The following is a 16,775-nucleotide window of genomic DNA, read 5'->3' as shown; positions in this document are numbered from 1 at the left end:
GCGTTCTATTACCGACACCTGCAAGAAAAATGAGCAGGCCATCTTAAATGCTTTCTTGACTATTGCTTCATCATAGAGGTACCTGAGTAGTTACTGGTTAGTTAAATTTTAATGATGTATTTTTATTTTATATTTCATTTATAAGCAAGAATTTTAATAAAATAGTCTCCCACTATACTACAGCTTGAAAGCCACACACTTCTCCAATGTTTCATAACCGATTTATTCAAGCCATTGCCAGAAAACAAGGTGCTGAAATAATTATCGTGTGAATTAAGCGGATAAACGGAGGCTTTATCTCTACCGTTGGAACTTTGAAAACTGAAAAGATATAATGCTAGAAAGTAAAAGTTTCTCATAATATAATTTTTTTTAAAATTATTTAATAAACGGTTTTATCAAAAAAAATAATTAAATAATTATCAATATTTCATTTTTAGCACTGCAAACATTTTAGGAGGTAAAACGATTTACTAATTCAATAGTAGAAAAAATAAATCTTGGTAACTAATTTTAATTGTAATAAATCCATTACAATAGTTACAATTTTTTACAAAAAAAGGGAGCTATTAGTCATAACTAAATCTTTTTTAGCGCCATTTGCCAGTACTTTCCAATTCAAAGGCATATTTAAGGTCAGCAAAAAAATCAGCCTTCAAATCCGGCTGATCAAAACAGGGGGAAACCGTACGGGCATGAGTAGTTGTGTCATCCCATCTGCTACCCCTAAAATTTCACAGTTTTAAAGCAATGTTTACGCAATCAAGCATTGCGTAAACATTGCGGTATCATTGCGTTACCATTGCGTTAACATTGCGTTAACCCCCATAGATCTTCCTGTTTGCATTACTTCTTCTAATAAGGGTGTTAGGCCATTTTCAGAAAATTCATCATTTAATATTTGGCTAGAAAAACTAACTCCATGAATATCATAGTAGATAGTTGATTGATGCTTTATTTCCCAGCGTTGTATTCAAAAGCTTTAACCCCTTTAAAGCCTGAATTTTTGAGTACAAAAAGACTTCCCGCTAAAGGCTGATCCAGGAGTTCTTGTTCAGACAATCCTGATCTTGCTGTTGTAATATATAAGTTTTCTAAATCATCGCCGCCAAAGACACAACAGGTTACATTAGAAACCGGTAATAGTACTTCTTTCAAAATGACACCTGATTCAGGATCTACCCTTATTAGTTTCCCCCCATCCCATAAAGCAATCCATAACATACCATCAGCGTCTATAGTCATTCCATCTGGATAGCCATAGTTAATTTTGCAAACAGTTTTTTTACCTTCAATAGCACCAGTATTTTTATGATATTTATAGCTAACCACTTCACAGGTTGGGGTGTCTATGTAATAAAAAGTCTGCTGATCTAAACTCCATGCCATTCCGTTTGATATGGTTACATGCTCTAAAATTCTTTTCGTATTTCCATTAGTATTTAATTCATAAACATTCGCGCTGCCAATAATTTCTTTATAAGAAGTTGTACCTGCCCAAAATGTTCCATTCGGATCACATTTGCCATCATTAAACCTATTGCCTTTTTCATTGATAGTTGCAATCATTTTTACCGCGCCATTTTCTAAATCAATTGCAGCAAATCCATCCTCAACTGCTGCAACTAAACCTCCATTTTTATTTAATACTACAGCCGTTACTTTCTTACTGAACTTTGTAGTTTTAAAAACCTGATTTTTTTCCAGATACTGGTGAATTTCCATTTCATCAATATCGAGCCAGATTAACTGGCTTGAAACACCATCCCAGATTGGTCCTTCACCCAAAACACATTTATGTTCAACAACTATTTCTAGAATTGAATGCTCCATAATGATAAGATTTAGAAATTCAGCAAGTTTTTATTTTTTTTTAAAATGGCGACGGACTAACTGATGACCAGCCCCCATCAATAATTAAACTTTGCCCGGTAATGTGTTTTGCTTTATCTGAAACCAGGAATAATGCCGCATTTGCAATATCTGTAACCGAAGCTGCACGCCCTAAAGGGGTTAACCTGGACCATGTATTTGCATAATCAGGGTCGTCAATTGTACGTTCTGTTAATGTGGCTCCTGGCACTATTGTATTGACATTGATGCCATATTGAGAAAGTTCAATAACAAGGTTCTTTGCAAGCATTTCAATTGCTGCCTTAGTCATACCGTAAGCAGCAAGGTCTTTATGCGCTTGATGACCAGTTACGGAGGAGGTAAACAGAAGAGATCCACCAGTATTTTGAAGTACCATTTGTCGTGCTGCTGCCTGTGCCAGAAAGAAAGCACCCCCCATATTTACCTGCATTACTTTGTAAAATGACTCCGGTGCATAGGATAAGAAATCGCCAAATAAAGTTATACCTGCATTAGCAATTGCGATATCTAAATGGCCAAAGCGTTCAACAGAAGTATCTACCATTTTTTGAATAATGGTTAAATCGCTTGAATCACCAGGGAAAGCAAAACAATCCATTCCGGTTAATTCTTTAATCTTTTTTACAGCTGTATTAGCTATTAAAAGATCAAGATCGTTCAAAATAACATTAGCACCTTCTTTTACAAGGTTAAGGCAAATTTCAAAACCTATTCCTTGTCCTGCCCCAGTAACTATGGCGGTTTTTCCTTTTAGTTCCATTTTAATTCTTTAATTCTATATAAAATATAATCTCTGTTGCACTATAAATCTGAATCACCATGGGTATCAATTTACCCATAGCAAATAATTAGAAGGCGATAATTGCAAAGTAGTAATTGGTTTTCAAGATACTTCTATTTCACTATTTTATTAAACCATAAAAACGAAGGTTTACGAGATTAAAATAAAAGAAACATTGTACATTCTTATAGTTTAAAAAAGAAAATCACTTAAGGTAAAAGTTTAAAAAAAGAAATAAATTAATTAAAAAACAAAACAATAACTACGGAAAATTATTTTCGTCTAATAATTATTGTACATCATCAATTCAGTAACTTTAACCTTAATCTTAAAAAAATTTAAATATTAATATATTGATTATGAAGCGTACTCTTTTACTGTTAATTATTATAATTAATAGCAGCCTGTCTTTTTCGCAAAACCAGGCTAAAAAGCCTGTTGTTATCTCTCCTGAATCACTCATTGGCACATGGAAGTTGGTTTATAGTAAAGTTACCACAGGAAAAAAGACGGAAATAACCTATCCTGTAAAAGACCAGGAAATGATTAAGATATTTAGTGGGCATCATTTTGCCTTTTTTAAACACGATGTTAAAAAAGGCAAAATAGACACTCCTGTATTTAGTTCAGGAGCAGGAACTTACACTATTTCTGGCGATGTATATAAAGAGCATTTAAGTTATTGCAATTACAGAGAATGGGAGAACATGGATTTTGAATTTACAATCAGCTTAAAAAAAGATTCCCTGATACAAAAAGGAATAGAAAGAATAGAAAGCTTAAATGTAGATCAAGAGATTATAGAAATCTACAAGAGAATAACAGAATAATTATTATAATTAACAAAACCAATGCCTATAAACTTTGTTCTGCTATAAAAAAGAAAATTATGTTTCATCACGTAAAAGACCTACAATTTAACGCCAGGGTATCACGTCCTGACCCTGTATTTGCCAATTTGCTTTTAGAGCAGTTTGGCGGAGAAAATGGAGAGCTGGCCGCAGCCATGCAGTATTTTACGCAGGCATTCGGTGCAAAACAACCCCATCCTGATAAATATGATATGCTAATGGACATTGCTACAGAGGAATTCTCCCACCTGGAGATCGTAGGGGCAACCATCCAAATGCTGCTTAAGGGTGTAAACGGAGAACTTAAAGACGCAGCAGATCAATCAGAGATTATGCAGGTCATGGACGGCAAAGCAGCCAAAGAAAATATCATTCATGCGGCCCTTACTGCCAACCCTCAATTTCCTATCATTACAGGTGGTGGGCCTACACCAAGAAACAGCCAGGGCATTCCATGGTGTGCTTCTTATATCCACTCTAATGGAGATCTAACTGTAGATCTCAGGAGCAATCTGGCCTCAGAATCCAGGGCTAAGCTTGTATATGAACACCTAATGAAATTTACCGATGATCCTTACCTCAAAGATACTCTTTCATTTTTAATGACTAGGGAAGTAGCTCACTACAAAATGTTTGAAGCGGCACTGGAAAGCATCCAGCCAAACTTTCCTCCTGCAGTGTTACAAGCCGATCCACGATTTACGCAGCAGTATTTTAATCTCTCGCCAGATAATAGTACAAGAGGCCCATGGAACAAGGGGGAAATGCCAGGGATGGGCAAGGACTGGGAATACATAGAAAATCCACTGCAGCACATCAAGGAAACCAAAGGCCTGTCTGATCTAAAAAACCCGATGAAAGAGGAACTAAAAGAAACCAACGCACAGGACCATAAACTCAGCAAAGAAAAAAGTGATGAAGTAAAAATGGCTGAACCAGGGGGAACTGCTCAATGGAGCAGTTACGCCGATGATAACAAATAACAAGCAATACCAAAAAAATCGTCATTTTAGTTGTTAGAAACACGGTAGTGCCAATGACTATCCGGTGTTTTTAACAACTAAATTGACGATTCCTTATATTGATGCCTGTGCTTAATTTATAAACTAAGATATTTTAAAATTGGTATGGAGCAAACCTTTAACCAGCGCCTTCCACTGCGGATAAGCTAAACCGATCTTTGCGCCCCAGCCCACAAAAGTGTTGCGAATATTATCAAGGGTATTTTCGGTAGCAGTGTTGGGCACCTCATTCCTGCCATGTTCTTCAGCATAAATGGCATTGCCGATTCTCTTCACCTGGAAAGTAGAAGTAGCTTGATTGGTTAAAAAATGAGCAATATCCTTCTCTTCAGTCAAAGGATTTACGGCAGGCCTAACTGTCATGCTTAAAATATCAGCTCCATCCATTATCTGTTCCTTGATTTCCTCAATCTCCACCCAATCGTAACCTGTGCCAATTTTAGTACCCGGACCGGGAATATCAATTTTGATCAAATCACCGCCAGTTGCATTTCGCTGAACAAGATTTCCACCTGCATCAGTAAGAAAAAAATGAGACATACCAATTCCCGCAATTTCAGCCCAATGATTCACGTCCAGCAAGCGTTCTTTTACGATTTTAAAAAAACGAATGGCCTCAGTTTCTGAAATAAGCTCTATTTTTTCAACGGCATTCATTTCAGTACCTTTCTTCTGCTGTGGTATCTGCTCTGCTCCCAGCACATTGCTGTTTTTTTCAGTGTTTGTTTCCATTCTTTTAAAAGGTTAGATTTTTATAATATTCAGTAAGTTCTATTCATTCTTAACGGTAATCATCCAGTGATCAAACGCAATTAATAACTGATAACCAACATGAACACCCTTTTGTTTAAAATGCTTGTAACCAGAACCAAATCCACAATACATTTCAAAAAAAAATCTTACTTTTAAGCCGTTAATTAAGGCAGGAAAAAGTAGAGATGGAAAACAACCCCGGGTTAAACGCCCCAACTCAATCAGAACCAAAACCAGATATCACCCCAATTATCGAAACAAGTGATATTCCAAGACTTGCCGTAAACGCTGCAGGTATAGGTACCTGGTTCCTGGATCAGCAAACCCAAACATTTCTACCCTCAGCGCGAATGAAGGAACTCCATGGATACCACCCCGAAGAGGAAATGTCTTTTCAGGAAGTCCTTTTACAGATACCAGTAAAATATAGGAACAAAGTTATCAGAACCCTAACACAAGCAGCAAGTATGCAAGAACCATTTTACATGGAATATCCCACCATTGGTTTCCACGATCAAAAACTACGCTGGTTAAGGGTAATGGGGGGAGCAGATCAGCAGGGAAACATCAGTCATTTTTCAGGCGTAGCCATGGATATCACTCTGCAAAAACAAAATGAACTGCGTAAGAACAAATTCATAGGTATGGTTAGCCATGAACTAAAAACACCCCTGACGAGCCTAAAAGCGTATATCCAGCTCCTAAGCAAATGGGCCAGACAGCAAAAAGACAACTTTTCTATGGGAACCCTATCTAAACTAGAAAAACAAGTCAAAAAAATGACCAGCATGATCAACGGCTTTCTGAATTTATCAGGAGCAGAATCCGGCAAGATCCAGCTGAACAAAAACGATTTTGAAATTGAGGAACTCTTGGCAGAAATCATCGAAGAATCCAAAGACCACTCTCCGGATCAGCCGATCCATTTCAGCCATAGCCAGCAAACTAAACTATATGCTGACCGCGAAAAGATCGAGCAGGTGGTCATCAACCTGATCAGTAACGCCGTAAAATACTCCTATCCGGGTAGCCCAATAGTACTCAGCTGTTATAAAGAAGAATCATTCCTAAAAATTAGCGTCAAAGATTCCGGTATCGGCATCGCACCAGAAGACATCGAAAAACTATTCAAAGCCCATTCCCGTATCAAAACAAGCCAGACAGAAAGCATTTCGGGTTTCGGCATCGGCCTGTATCTCTGCCAGCAAATCATTAAATATCACCAAGGAGACATCGGAGTAGAAAGCCAGCAAGGTCAGGGAAGCACATTTTGGTTCACCCTTCCCCTATCGCAATCGTAAATACCCGTTATTTCAGCAGTCTGTCCTAAAGATAATTTACAAGACCCTTACAGCTTGGCCGCAATGAATCGAAAGATATCCTGGTAATAAGCTTTGTAGTTATTGGATTAAATTTATGATCTAAAGATACAAAATATTTAAAATCCATTTTCTTCTAACCTTTCCAAATTAATAGAATACCATTAGTAATTTATATAAAGTTGACAATCATCTTTGATTAACTAGACTTCAGTATTTTAACAGCAAATTTTAATAAATCATTCTCAATGATATCGGGAGTAATTGCTAATGGGAAAAGTTGTTGGCCAGGCCTTGTGATAAATACAGTTTGCCAACCTGCCCACTTTGCCCCACCGACATCCCACCCGTGAGCCGCAACTAGCATACAGTCAGAATTTTCTACATTCATTTTCCTTGCAGCCCAATGATATACCTCCAGATGAGGTTTGTATTTCCCATAATCCTCTACACTTAAAATCTGATCAAAAAAAGATGTGATTCCAGCATGATCTAACTGTACTTTAACAGCCTTGTTGGATGAATTACTAAATGAAACCAGGAGGTAACCCGCTTTTTTTAATAAGGCTAATGCTTCTTTTACTTCCGAATGTGGCTTTAAAGATAGCATAGGCTCTACGGCCTCTTTTGCTTCATCCTCGCTAAGCTCAATCTCATTGTTTTTGGCAACCATCATTAAAGTGGCGGCTCCAATCCTACCAAAATCAAAATATTGACTGCTAACAGTTACCACCAGAGAATATTGAAGCATTGTAGTAAACCATAATGTACCAAGTTCCTTGTTGCCACCCAGTTTTGCGACAACAGATTTTTTCAAAGGCTCCAGATCTAGTAGGGTTTCATTGACGTCAAAGAAAATAATCTTTGGCTTGCTCCATACACTTACTTTCTCTTTACTTAATGATTTTGATTCGGTTGCAAAGCCATCAACATCAATTAGACTTAATGATCCCACTGGGGCTATTGTTTTTAAAAAAAAACTCCTGTTATTCATTTCTATTTTTTTTAAAGACACTACTAAAAACAATAAATAGAAACCCAATAAACTAATAGTTATTGGGCACATTTTAAAAGTTAATACTTCTACCAGCCTACATAATCTGGTGGCTTAATTCCCTTTAGGCGCAGGTAGACAATTAGTTGGCCCAAGTGATGGGTCTGATGATCATGCATCAAGATCAATAGCTGTCTTCGTGTCATTGGTCCAGCAAAGAACTTTACTTTTTCATCCAATTGATCTTTATTCATTTTCAGATGTCCCCTAAGTCCATGATCATAGGCATCGCTAACTATGTTTATTATTTCGGCTTTCGACAATTTTGCTGTCTTTTCTCTTTTTTGGACTGTATCTATTAAAAGATAAGAGGAAGAAAGCCAGTTCATATTGTCAGCGATATGGAGCAGCTGTTCGCCAAAAGTCATTTCTTCTGGCGATGCCTTGAAATCATACGCATGTTCAGGCATTAAAGCCGCAAAATTCAAGGCATAAATCTTACTATTAACCCATTTGCGGGCCAACTGAGTCTGTAAACTATCAGTTGACTGTGCATTTGCGCCATGTACGGTACATAAACAGATGAGGATTGCAAAAATTCGTTTCATTTTATGGTATATTTATTATTCTTTTTTATTGAACTTCTATTTCAATTCGCCTACATATCGTTTTACGCTACTTTCAATAACAGAGGCGGGAACCAATAATGGCTTAAGTCGCCTCTATATCACGTTTTGGTTTTATACTTAATTTACAAGGCATATTGCTTTGATAATTATACTGTTTTTTAAATGGCATGGTCAATAAATACCTAACAGTCATTTGGCTTGCGTCACGGTATTCCGGTACGCCAATAATGATTTGTTTCTGATCAGGATTGAATTTAAAGGTCTGGTGCATGCTATCCCAAAATGAAAAAATTACCGCATAATTACTATCTGTTTCATCTTTATTAACCGAATGGTGGATGCCATGCATACTTGGTGTAACGATTATCTTATTAAGACAAGCTTCCAGTTTACGAGGTATTCTCATATTGCTATGATGGAACTGGGTTGCACTTTCAAAAAGTAGCTCATAAGCCAATACCTCTTTTGCGGTTGCGCCAGATAGGAAAACGAACAATCCCCTAAAAAAAACAGACCCGATCATTTCTCCGAAATGAAAACGAAAAGCCGTTAAGGTATCGAGGTCAAGGTCGGTATGGTGTACCAAATGAAACCGCCAAAGCAGAGGGATTTTATGATTGAGGACGTGCCAAAGATAATTTCCGTAGTCGAGGATTAAGAATGTAGTGAGCAGGCGTAAAAATGGCGAAAAAGGCAATAAATAACCAACACCATATCTTTTGTTTTTTAGTGCCAGCTTTACCATTGCTGGAAGAAAAACGAAGCGAAGCAGACCAAACGCCGGCGCAGCCACAATTGAATTGGTGACCATTCTTTTGATTAAAGGCTGGCTAGGTTTCCTAAGTTTCCTTCTACGCTCAGCAATAAATAGTATAACAAAAACAGCTGCTAGCAACGGAGCTGCTTTTTTATCGAATATTTTATTGATCAAACCCATATCATTTATTTTTGTTTTAATTTGGCCCACCACTCCACTAGCTAAAAATTTGATATGCTTTTTGCAATAGTGCTTTTATCATCGGCGTCAATCCTTCAGACATGAGGTTGGTAATTAAGCTTTGATTAATCCGCGAGGCGACTGGGTAAGGATAAATCTTGTTAAAGATCGTTTTTACGGAAAGATTTGCCGAATTGGCCAATATGAGTTCTTGAATAAGCTCACCAGCATTTGGCGCAATCATAGTTCCACCCAATAATTTTTGTCTTTTCAGTAGTCCGGCTTTACTCACAAACAAGACCAATTTCCCATACCTAAAATCATCCACTACTGCACGGTCGTCTTCCTTAAAATCTTTTTCTAGCCTGCGATAGTTGATGCGCTTTTTTTTCAATTGCATTTCACTTAAACCGAATGCTGCCAGTTCTGGATCGGTAAAGGTAACCCACGACATGTATTGATTATTAAGTTTCTTTTTAAAAGGAGAGAAAAGATTATTGAGGATTATCCGGGCATGAAATTCAGCGGCGTGTGAAAACTGGAGATCGCCAGCTACATCTCCGCAAACCATAACTTTTTTATTGGTTGTCCTTAAATAATGATCAGTTACAATAAGGTTATGTTCTACAGCTATACCTGCTTTCTCTAAGTTAAGCGGATCTAATAACAGTTCACGACCAATCGCGACAAAAACTGCATCGAACTGAATGGTTTTTGTTTCACCCTTTTTTGTTTTGATGACGGCTTCATTAGCTGATGTAAAACGCTCAATTTGTGTTTCTAAAAGGATTGTTATGCCCTCTTTTTCTAATTGTTCCAATAAAACAGCAGTAACCGCAAGATCATCATGTTCCAAAATTGCATCTCCTTGATGTACCATCGTTACTTTACTTCCAAGGCGGAATAAAGCCTGCGCCATCTCTAACCCGATTGGACCAGCACCTATAAATAATATGTTTTCGGGCAAAGTTTCGAGATGAAAGATACTTTCATTATCATAATAGCTTACCTTTTCTACGCCATCAATGATAAGTTTACTGGGTTTTGAACCCGTGGCGATGACTATTTTCTTGCCTGAATATAATTTTCCATTAACTTCGATCTCCTGTTTTCCTGTGAAAGAGGCATTTCCCAAAGCAACGCTGATTCCCTGATCACGCAACCATTGGGCATTTTCATGTGTTCTGATCAGAGATTGTTTTGAGCGGATATAACCGATTACTTTTTTAATATCAGCTTTGCCTTTTACCTGCAAACCAAATTGTGAAGCTTCTTGGGCATGTTTAACAAGTTTTGCCACATGTATAAGTGCCTTGCTTGGCACACAACCATCGTTAAGGCAGTCACCACCAATGTCAAGATCCGATATGGAAACCATCAGCACTTTGAAGCCAGCTTGGTTCATAAACAAACCTACACTTAAGCCCCCAGAACCAGCGCCGATTACTATGATATCAAATTCATGTTTTGCCATTTTTATTTGGGTTAAAGCCAATCCTCATTAATGCTTCATTTTGTTAAAGTTTGTGTTTACGAATTAATTTCTTGTATAACTTCAATAATTTTCCCTGTGAATATCCTAAATAATAAAGCGCCCAGATACGAAAGAAGATACCCTGCATACTGTAAATTCCATTTACTAAATATTTTCTTGCAGATGTTGTCACATAGTCATTTATAACCACAAACTTTCCGCATTGCTTTATTCGATGGATGATTTCCTGGTCTTCCATGATCATTAGATCTGTTCTAAACCCGCCACTTTTATGAAACACTTTTTTAGAAACGAAAAGACTTTGGTCGCCAAACCGAAATGCATTTACATCAAATCGGGTAAACCAACTATTCGCTTTTAAAAACCAATGTTCATAATCGAATGCAAGTCTAAAACATCCGCTTTGCGCGCCTTTTTGGTAAGCGTTCCAAATAGATAGGTCAAATTGCAAGGGAGGTATACTGTCAGCGTGTAGAAAATATAATATTTCCCCTTTTGCAACAGTTGCACCATGGTTCATTTGCTTAGCCCTCCCCTTTTCACTTTTGACAAGGATTACTCCTGCTCTTTGAGCAACAGCAACAGTTTCATCACTACTTCCCCCATCTACCACAATAATTTCTACTAGATCAGTTGCACATGCTTTCCTTGTATTGGAGATGTTTTTTGAAATCACATCGGCTTCGTTATACACAGGAATAATTATGCTGATCATGCTATTATAATTAATTATTGGTAATCCATTTTTTTAAATCGGCTTCATTATCAATGTCTGATAATTCTTGAAGTTGAGTCGTTTTTAAACCTAGTTTATGGCATACCTGCATGGTTTGAATTAACACTTGATCTGTGCTCCATTGGATATCTTGGAAAATTTCATGGCAAGGTGATTTTAGTCCTAAAAGGTAATACCCTCCATCTAAAGCGGGGCCTAAAACAACATCACTATGCCCGAGTTGCACAAAGGCCTTCTCAATAATTGCAGCATTAATTTCAAAACAATCTGATCCAATGATAGCAACCTGCTTATATCCATTTGCAAAAGCATACTCGAATGCATTGTGCATTCTTTCGCCTAAATCTGATCCTACTTGAGTTTGTTTATGATAGGTACCATTATTCCAAATATCCACAGCTTCAAGGTAATCTGAATAAAAAACAATTTTGTCAGTCACTAGCGAGTCTGTACAATTTTCGGTATGCTTTAATAGCTGCTGATAAATATCAAATGCTACATCATCACCTAGTGTGGCTGCTAATCTTGTTTTCACCTTTCCTTTAACAGCATTTTTCACGAATATCAGTATCGCTTGCTTCATTGTACTTCATTAATTTTAAATATTCTAGCAATAACAACCCCCACCATCATAAAAAAAAGTATTTAAGTTTAATCGGCCACTGCGCCACCACAACTTGATCCTGCACCAGCAGTACAGCCATAGCAGTGTTGATTAAGCATAATGTTCCTCTTATTTAGTACATTTAAATCAAAATCTTTAAGGTGTCTTGACTGTGCTGTACTTACTGGAAGTTCTAGCATCTGGTTAAAATCGCAATCATAAAGAAAGCCATCCCAACTTACCGAAATTGTATTGCGACACATCACATTTTGAACGGCTGCAGGGTTAAACGCAGTGATGAGCTTTTCCATATATTTATCGAAATTGCCAGTGGATAGCAAATAATCAAGATAGCGGCTAATTGGCATATTTGTTATCGCAAACAAATTATTGAATCGAATGCCAAATGTTTTTAACAGTTCTTCCTTATATTCAATTTCCAACGCCCGTTGCGAGGGAGGTAAAAATGCCCCTGCAGGATTGTAAACCAGGTTAAGTTGCAAATTGCTTTCAGGTATACCATAACCTACTGCGTTTAGCATTTTTAATGCTTTAATAGAGTCTTCAAAAACTCCGTCTCCACGTTGCCTATCGGTACGATCTTTTGTAAAACTTGGCAAAGATGATACCACCTCTATATCGTGTTGCCTAAAAAACGCTGGCAGGTCATGGAATTTTTTATTGGCCAGTATAATGGTCAAATTGCACCGAACAATGATGTGTTTATCTAATTTTTTAATTTCGGTAACGAACCAGCGGAAGTTGGGGTTCAACTCAGGTGCGCCACCAGTAAGGTCAATTGTTTTAATAGTAGAATGCTCCAATACATTCAAACACAATTGCATCGTTTCTTTGGTCATGATCTCTTTTCGATCAGGACCTGCATCAACATGGCAGTGCTTACAAACCTGATTACACATTTTGCCCACATTGACCTGGAATATTTCTACTCCAGTGGCCTGTAAAGGAAGTTGCCCCATAGTTGCCAGTTTGTCTTTAAATGAAGCGTGCTTATGCAACCCCTCATTCTCCAATATTGCCAGCTGATTATTGGAATCTGCTAAATGGTGATTTAATACCTTGAGTGACTTCATACTTTACATCCCGATCTCTTTTACCTTGTTCATCATCTGTACACCATGCACTAGCACTGCGCCACCTTTAATTGCAGCCGCTACATGTACGGCTTCCATCATCTGCTGCTCACTATATCCCTTTTCATAAGCGTCACTACTATAAGCATCAATACAATATGGGCACTGAACAGCATGTGCAACCGCAAGAGCAATTAGAGACTTTTCCTTAGCTGTTAAATGGCTGTCCTTAAATACATCCCCATAATAAGAAAAAAATTTATCAGCCATTTCTTTTTGATATTCGGCGATGTTGCCAAACTTGGCCAGATCGTCAGCGTTGTAGTAGTGATCACTCATCTATTTTCAGTTTCATAATAAACATTTAAACCAGCCAAAAGTTTCTGAGCAATTCGCCAATCAGTGCCTAGGCCCCTTTACCCAATCACTATATATTATATGGCTAGCCTTTGGCATGTGCAGCAATATAAACTTTTTTGATTTCTTCGTTGTTTTCAGCAAGACTAATTTTGGCAATCATTTTTTTGTTTTTGCATCAATCAGGTACAACATACCTGTTCCAGTATTTTTAGATGCGAAATTTTCGATACCTGCTTTTTGAAGCATAGGCAATGAGGCGGCCTTAGTATTGTCGTTAGAAAGATCGTTTACTACAATTTTAACATTCTTGTTCTGCATAGCCATCGGCATGATGTCTTTTTGAAAACGAGGACCATTTTCCTGACAAACATGGCACCAAGATGCTTTGTTTACCAATGCGATTACTTTAGCCAGTTGTGCAAATCCGGTAATTGCAATACCCATAAATAACATTGTTACAACTAATAATTTTTTTAGCTCTGTGAGAATCTGCCAGAAATTAGTTGGCGCAATATCCAATTCCGGACAGATTAATGTGCCTTTTTTTTCGTCAATATATTTGAGGTCTACCGCTAACCTCCATTGCTCTGGTAAGCGATCCATGCAAGATGCTAAAATGAGGTTAAATTCAGGGTCATCCAATAAATTAGTTTAATTATCTTCCCATGATAATGGTTTTTCTTCATTCTTCCAGTGCTCATTCTCATCAAAAAACTGGGTAAATATTGGGCTATCCTGTTTTTTTATAGCCGCTCTATCGTTAAGAACCTTATACTTAGTACGGTATTAACCTTTAATTTTATTATTTAGGATAGCTAAGAGCCACGTTTTGGGACTACTTTTACCATTAAAGTTCTCCAGTTGCTGATAAGCAGCCAAAAAAGTATCCTGTACCAGATCTTCTGCTTTTTCCTTTTCAGAAGTTTTAATTAATGCCCACCTATATAAACTGTTAATATACAGTTTCACCCAAGTTTCGATTATTTCCCCTGTACTTTCAACATTATTTCTAGAATCCATAGATCGAGCAGTGATTGAATTAAATATATGCTTTCAGCTTTGCTGGCACCCAAATGATTTAATTTCAGGATTAGCTGACTTATATTTTAGCATTTCTTAACCGCAAAGAATTTAAAATAACGGAAACCGAACTGAAACTCATCGCCAACGCCGCAATCATTGGAGAAAGTAAGATTCCAAAAAAAGGATATAATAGCCCTGCCGCTATAGGAATACCTAATGCATTATAGCCGAGTGCAAAAAATAAATTGCTCTTAATATTTCCCATTACCTTATGGCTCAATGAGCGGGCTTTGGCAATTCCACCTAAATCCCCTTTTACCAATGTAATTGCCGCGCTTTGAATAGCCACATCGGTTCCGGTGCCCATTGCAATACCAATATCAGCCTGTGATAAAGCCGGAGCATCATTAATGCCATCACCCGCCATTGCGACCTTTTTCCCTTCAGCCTGTAATTTTTTTATTTCATTCAATTTGTCTTCCGGTAACATCTGTGCCTTAAAACCATCTAAATTCAATGTTGCGCTAACTGCCCTTGCCGTATCTTCATTATCTCCGGTGAACATGATCACCTTTAAGCCTTCCTGTTGTAGCTTCTTAATTGCAGATGCACTGGATGCTTTAATCTTATCAGAAATAACCACAAAACCTACACCTTGATTTCCAACGGCTAAATAAGATACCGTTTTGCCTTGTTTTTGTTCAGCTTTAACCTGTTGCTCCAATTCAGGAATAATTTTTGCCTTTACCTGCTCCATCAGTTTTTCATTGCCCAAAGCTAGCTTTTCTGATCCAAGCACTCCGATAACGCCTTTGCCTGTCACTGCCTCAAATTGTGAAATGGACTCAACACTTACCTTATGTTCCTCTCCATAACGTAGGGTGGCCTGCGCCAAAGGATGTTCACTACTACTATTAAGTGCCACTATTTTTTGCAGAATATCTTTTTCAGAAAAATCTGAGTTGACAGTAACCACCTTTTCAACCGATGGTTTTCCTTCTGTTACTGTTCCTGTTTTATCAATGATCACCACATCAATGGCATTCATTTTTTCAAGTGATTCGGCATTTTTGATGAGTACACCAGATTGCGCACCCTTTCCCACACCTACCATAACAGACATGGGAGTAGCAAGACCAAGGGCACAAGGACAGGCGATGATCAATACAGCGATGGCATTTACCAATGCATAAACATAAGAAGGATCAGGCCCATATATCGCCCATACTACAAAAGTGGCTACCGCAATCAGTACCACCACCGGTACAAAATAACCGGAAATCTTATCCGCCATTTTCTGAATTGGTGCTTTAGAACGACTTGCAGAATTAACCATTTCGATGATCTGCGACAACAGCGTCTCTGAGCCTACCTTTTCTGCAAGCATCACAAAAGTTTTATTTCCATTGATGGTGCCTGAGCTTACTTTATCACCGGGTTTCTTTTCTACTGGAATGGGTTCACCGGAAATCATGGATTCATCAATCGCTACTTCGCCAACTTTGACGCTGCCATCCACTGGGATTTTTTCACCTGGTTTTACGCGCAGCATGTCGCCTTTTTGAATGTCATCAATAGAAACTGACATTTCCTTATCTTCCACTATCTTTGTAGCGGTATTTGGTGCCAGCTTCAATAATTCTTTAATAGCGCTATTGGTCTTCCCGTGTGCTCTGGCTTCTAAAAGCTGTCCAAGCAACACCAGCGTTAAGATAACTGTAGCAGCCTCAAAATAAACATAAACGGTTCCCATGTGTGTTTTAAATTGATCAGGGAAAACACCAGGAAAAAGAAGGGCAACAAGGCTAAAAAGCCATGCCACCCCCGCACCAATTCCGATTAAGGTAAACATATTTAAGTTCCAGGTGATCACAGATTTCCATGCCCGCTGAAAGAACATCCATGTCGCATAGAAAACAACTGGGATGGAAAGTACAAACTGCACCCAATTCCAATACTTTAAATCCATCAGTTTAAACAAGGGATTACCCGGTAGCATTTCAGACATTGCAATCAAAAAGATAGGAATGGTAAACAGGGATGCAACTTTAAATTTTAGTAGTAGGCTATCATAGGTCTTATCGTCCTCTCCCTCATTTGTACCCATCGGGACCAGATCCATCCCACAGATAGGGCAGGAACCAGGCTCATCCCTTACTATTTCCGGATGCATGGGGCAGGTGTATTGAGCCGTTTTGCTATGATCGTGAGAAGCTGAACCATGATTATCATGATCTGCATCTTGATGCTTCTTTAAGTTTTCGGTTTGCTCGGGATGAGCATTCATTTGGGTCATAATGCG

At 37.9% G+C, this 16,775-nt stretch carries 17 protein-coding genes; 3 read left to right on the top strand and 14 right to left on the bottom strand.

What is annotated here, in order from left to right; all coding sequences use genetic code 11:
- Positions 1-954: 954 nt before the first annotated feature.
- Positions 955-1,833 carry an SMP-30/gluconolactonase/LRE family protein gene (locus tag AAKU52_RS09645; RefSeq protein ID WP_354332762.1) on the bottom strand — a complete coding sequence of 293 codons (879 nt, stop codon included), beginning with the start codon at positions 1,831-1,833 and terminating at the stop codon, positions 955-957.
- A gap of 40 nt (positions 1,834-1,873) precedes the next feature.
- Positions 1,874-2,635 (bottom strand): SDR family NAD(P)-dependent oxidoreductase, encoded by a 762-nt coding sequence (locus tag AAKU52_RS09640; RefSeq protein ID WP_354332760.1) that lies wholly within the window; start codon positions 2,633-2,635, stop codon positions 1,874-1,876.
- A gap of 380 nt (positions 2,636-3,015) precedes the next feature.
- Here AAKU52_RS09640 and AAKU52_RS09635 point away from each other — a divergent pair, with 380 nt between their 5' ends.
- Positions 3,016-3,486, top strand: coding sequence for a DUF4488 domain-containing protein (locus AAKU52_RS09635; protein WP_354332758.1), 471 nt, complete (start codon positions 3,016-3,018; stop codon positions 3,484-3,486).
- Between the two features lie 59 nt (positions 3,487-3,545).
- Positions 3,546-4,490, top strand: coding sequence for a manganese catalase family protein (locus AAKU52_RS09630; RefSeq protein WP_354332755.1), 945 nt, complete (start codon positions 3,546-3,548; stop codon positions 4,488-4,490).
- Between the two features lie 123 nt (positions 4,491-4,613).
- Here AAKU52_RS09630 and AAKU52_RS09625 read toward each other — a convergent pair whose 3' ends face one another.
- The gene (locus AAKU52_RS09625) at positions 4,614-5,261 is read right to left on the bottom strand and encodes a hypothetical protein (RefSeq protein WP_354332753.1); all 648 of its coding nucleotides are present in this window, start codon (positions 5,259-5,261) and stop codon (positions 4,614-4,616) included.
- Positions 5,262-5,467: 206 nt separating this feature from the next.
- On the opposite strand from AAKU52_RS09625, the gene AAKU52_RS09620 reads away from it, so the two are divergent.
- Positions 5,468-6,583, top strand: coding sequence for a sensor histidine kinase (locus tag AAKU52_RS09620; protein WP_354332751.1), 1,116 nt, complete (start codon positions 5,468-5,470; stop codon positions 6,581-6,583).
- A gap of 217 nt (positions 6,584-6,800) precedes the next feature.
- Here the strand turns inward: AAKU52_RS09620 and AAKU52_RS09615 are convergent, their stop codons facing one another.
- The 11 genes from AAKU52_RS09615 to AAKU52_RS09565 form a co-directional block, all read right to left on the bottom strand.
- Entirely contained in the window at positions 6,801-7,643 is an 843-nt protein-coding gene (locus AAKU52_RS09615) for a haloacid dehalogenase type II (protein ID WP_354332749.1), read from the bottom strand.
- A gap of 41 nt (positions 7,644-7,684) precedes the next feature.
- Positions 7,685-8,203: a DinB family protein gene (locus AAKU52_RS09610; RefSeq protein ID WP_354332746.1), complete on the bottom strand. Its 519-nt coding sequence runs from the start codon at positions 8,201-8,203 to the stop codon at positions 7,685-7,687.
- 103 nt (positions 8,204-8,306) lie between these two features.
- A complete protein-coding gene (locus AAKU52_RS09605) occupies positions 8,307-9,161 on the bottom strand; it encodes a sterol desaturase family protein (RefSeq protein WP_354332744.1) in 855 nt (284 codons plus the stop codon).
- Between the two features lie 37 nt (positions 9,162-9,198).
- A complete protein-coding gene (locus AAKU52_RS09600; RefSeq protein ID WP_354332743.1) occupies positions 9,199-10,635 on the bottom strand; it encodes a dihydrolipoyl dehydrogenase family protein in 1,437 nt (478 codons plus the stop codon).
- 43 nt (positions 10,636-10,678) lie between these two features.
- Entirely contained in the window at positions 10,679-11,371 is a 693-nt protein-coding gene (locus AAKU52_RS09595; protein ID WP_354332741.1) for a TIGR04283 family arsenosugar biosynthesis glycosyltransferase, read from the bottom strand.
- 10 nt (positions 11,372-11,381) lie between these two features.
- A complete protein-coding gene (locus tag AAKU52_RS09590) occupies positions 11,382-11,975 on the bottom strand; it encodes a TIGR04282 family arsenosugar biosynthesis glycosyltransferase (RefSeq protein ID WP_354332738.1) in 594 nt (197 codons plus the stop codon).
- Between the two features lie 68 nt (positions 11,976-12,043).
- Positions 12,044-13,090 carry an arsenosugar biosynthesis radical SAM (seleno)protein ArsS gene (gene arsS / locus AAKU52_RS09585; RefSeq protein WP_354332736.1) on the bottom strand — a complete coding sequence of 349 codons (1,047 nt, stop codon included), beginning with the start codon at positions 13,088-13,090 and terminating at the stop codon, positions 12,044-12,046.
- A 3-nt stretch (positions 13,091-13,093) separates the two neighbouring features.
- A complete protein-coding gene (locus AAKU52_RS09580) occupies positions 13,094-13,429 on the bottom strand; it encodes an arsenosugar biosynthesis-associated peroxidase-like protein (RefSeq protein WP_354332734.1) in 336 nt (111 codons plus the stop codon).
- A 177-nt stretch (positions 13,430-13,606) separates the two neighbouring features.
- Positions 13,607-14,053 carry a hypothetical protein gene (locus tag AAKU52_RS09575; RefSeq protein ID WP_354332731.1) on the bottom strand — a complete coding sequence of 149 codons (447 nt, stop codon included), beginning with the start codon at positions 14,051-14,053 and terminating at the stop codon, positions 13,607-13,609.
- Positions 14,054-14,236: 183 nt separating this feature from the next.
- A complete protein-coding gene (locus AAKU52_RS09570; protein ID WP_354332729.1) occupies positions 14,237-14,470 on the bottom strand; it encodes a sigma factor in 234 nt (77 codons plus the stop codon).
- A gap of 79 nt (positions 14,471-14,549) precedes the next feature.
- Positions 14,550-16,769, bottom strand: a complete 2,220-nt coding sequence (locus tag AAKU52_RS09565) for a copper-transporting P-type ATPase (RefSeq protein ID WP_354332727.1) — start codon at positions 16,767-16,769, stop codon at positions 14,550-14,552.
- Positions 16,770-16,775: the final 6 nt, after the last annotated feature.

It is taken from the genome of Pedobacter sp. CG_S7 (genome assembly GCF_040544395.1).
GTDB lineage: Bacteria > Bacteroidota > Bacteroidia > Sphingobacteriales > Sphingobacteriaceae > Pedobacter.
This window is presented reverse-complemented; position numbering and strand designations above follow the sequence as displayed.

Excerpts from the sequence above, each read along its gene's own strand:
- AAKU52_RS09630 (WP_354332755.1), top strand. The coding sequence starts at position 3,546 with ATGTTTCATCACGTAAAAGACCTACAATTTAACGCCAGGGTATCACGT.
- AAKU52_RS09640 (WP_354332760.1), bottom strand. The coding sequence starts at position 2,635 with ATGGAACTAAAAGGAAAAACCGCCATAGTTACTGGGGCAGGACAAGGA.
- AAKU52_RS09565 (WP_354332727.1), bottom strand. The coding sequence starts at position 16,769 with ATGACCCAAATGAATGCTCATCCCGAGCAAACCGAAAACTTAAAGAAG.
- AAKU52_RS09610 (WP_354332746.1), bottom strand. The coding sequence starts at position 8,203 with ATGAAACGAATTTTTGCAATCCTCATCTGTTTATGTACCGTACATGGC.
- AAKU52_RS09590 (WP_354332738.1), bottom strand. The coding sequence starts at position 11,975 with ATGAAGCAAGCGATACTGATATTCGTGAAAAATGCTGTTAAAGGAAAG.
- AAKU52_RS09605 (WP_354332744.1), bottom strand. The coding sequence starts at position 9,161 with ATGGGTTTGATCAATAAAATATTCGATAAAAAAGCAGCTCCGTTGCTA.
- AAKU52_RS09595 (WP_354332741.1), bottom strand. The coding sequence starts at position 11,371 with ATGATCAGCATAATTATTCCTGTGTATAACGAAGCCGATGTGATTTCA.
- arsS (WP_354332736.1), bottom strand. The coding sequence starts at position 13,090 with ATGAAGTCACTCAAGGTATTAAATCACCATTTAGCAGATTCCAATAAT.
- AAKU52_RS09620 (WP_354332751.1), top strand. The coding sequence starts at position 5,468 with ATGGAAAACAACCCCGGGTTAAACGCCCCAACTCAATCAGAACCAAAA.
- AAKU52_RS09600 (WP_354332743.1), bottom strand. The coding sequence starts at position 10,635 with ATGGCAAAACATGAATTTGATATCATAGTAATCGGCGCTGGTTCTGGG.
- AAKU52_RS09645 (WP_354332762.1), bottom strand. The coding sequence starts at position 1,833 with ATGGAGCATTCAATTCTAGAAATAGTTGTTGAACATAAATGTGTTTTG.
- AAKU52_RS09635 (WP_354332758.1), top strand. The coding sequence starts at position 3,016 with ATGAAGCGTACTCTTTTACTGTTAATTATTATAATTAATAGCAGCCTG.
- AAKU52_RS09570 (WP_354332729.1), bottom strand. The coding sequence starts at position 14,470 with ATGGATTCTAGAAATAATGTTGAAAGTACAGGGGAAATAATCGAAACT.
- AAKU52_RS09625 (WP_354332753.1), bottom strand. The coding sequence starts at position 5,261 with ATGGAAACAAACACTGAAAAAAACAGCAATGTGCTGGGAGCAGAGCAG.
- AAKU52_RS09575 (WP_354332731.1), bottom strand. The coding sequence starts at position 14,053 with ATGGATCGCTTACCAGAGCAATGGAGGTTAGCGGTAGACCTCAAATAT.
- AAKU52_RS09580 (WP_354332734.1), bottom strand. The coding sequence starts at position 13,429 with ATGAGTGATCACTACTACAACGCTGACGATCTGGCCAAGTTTGGCAAC.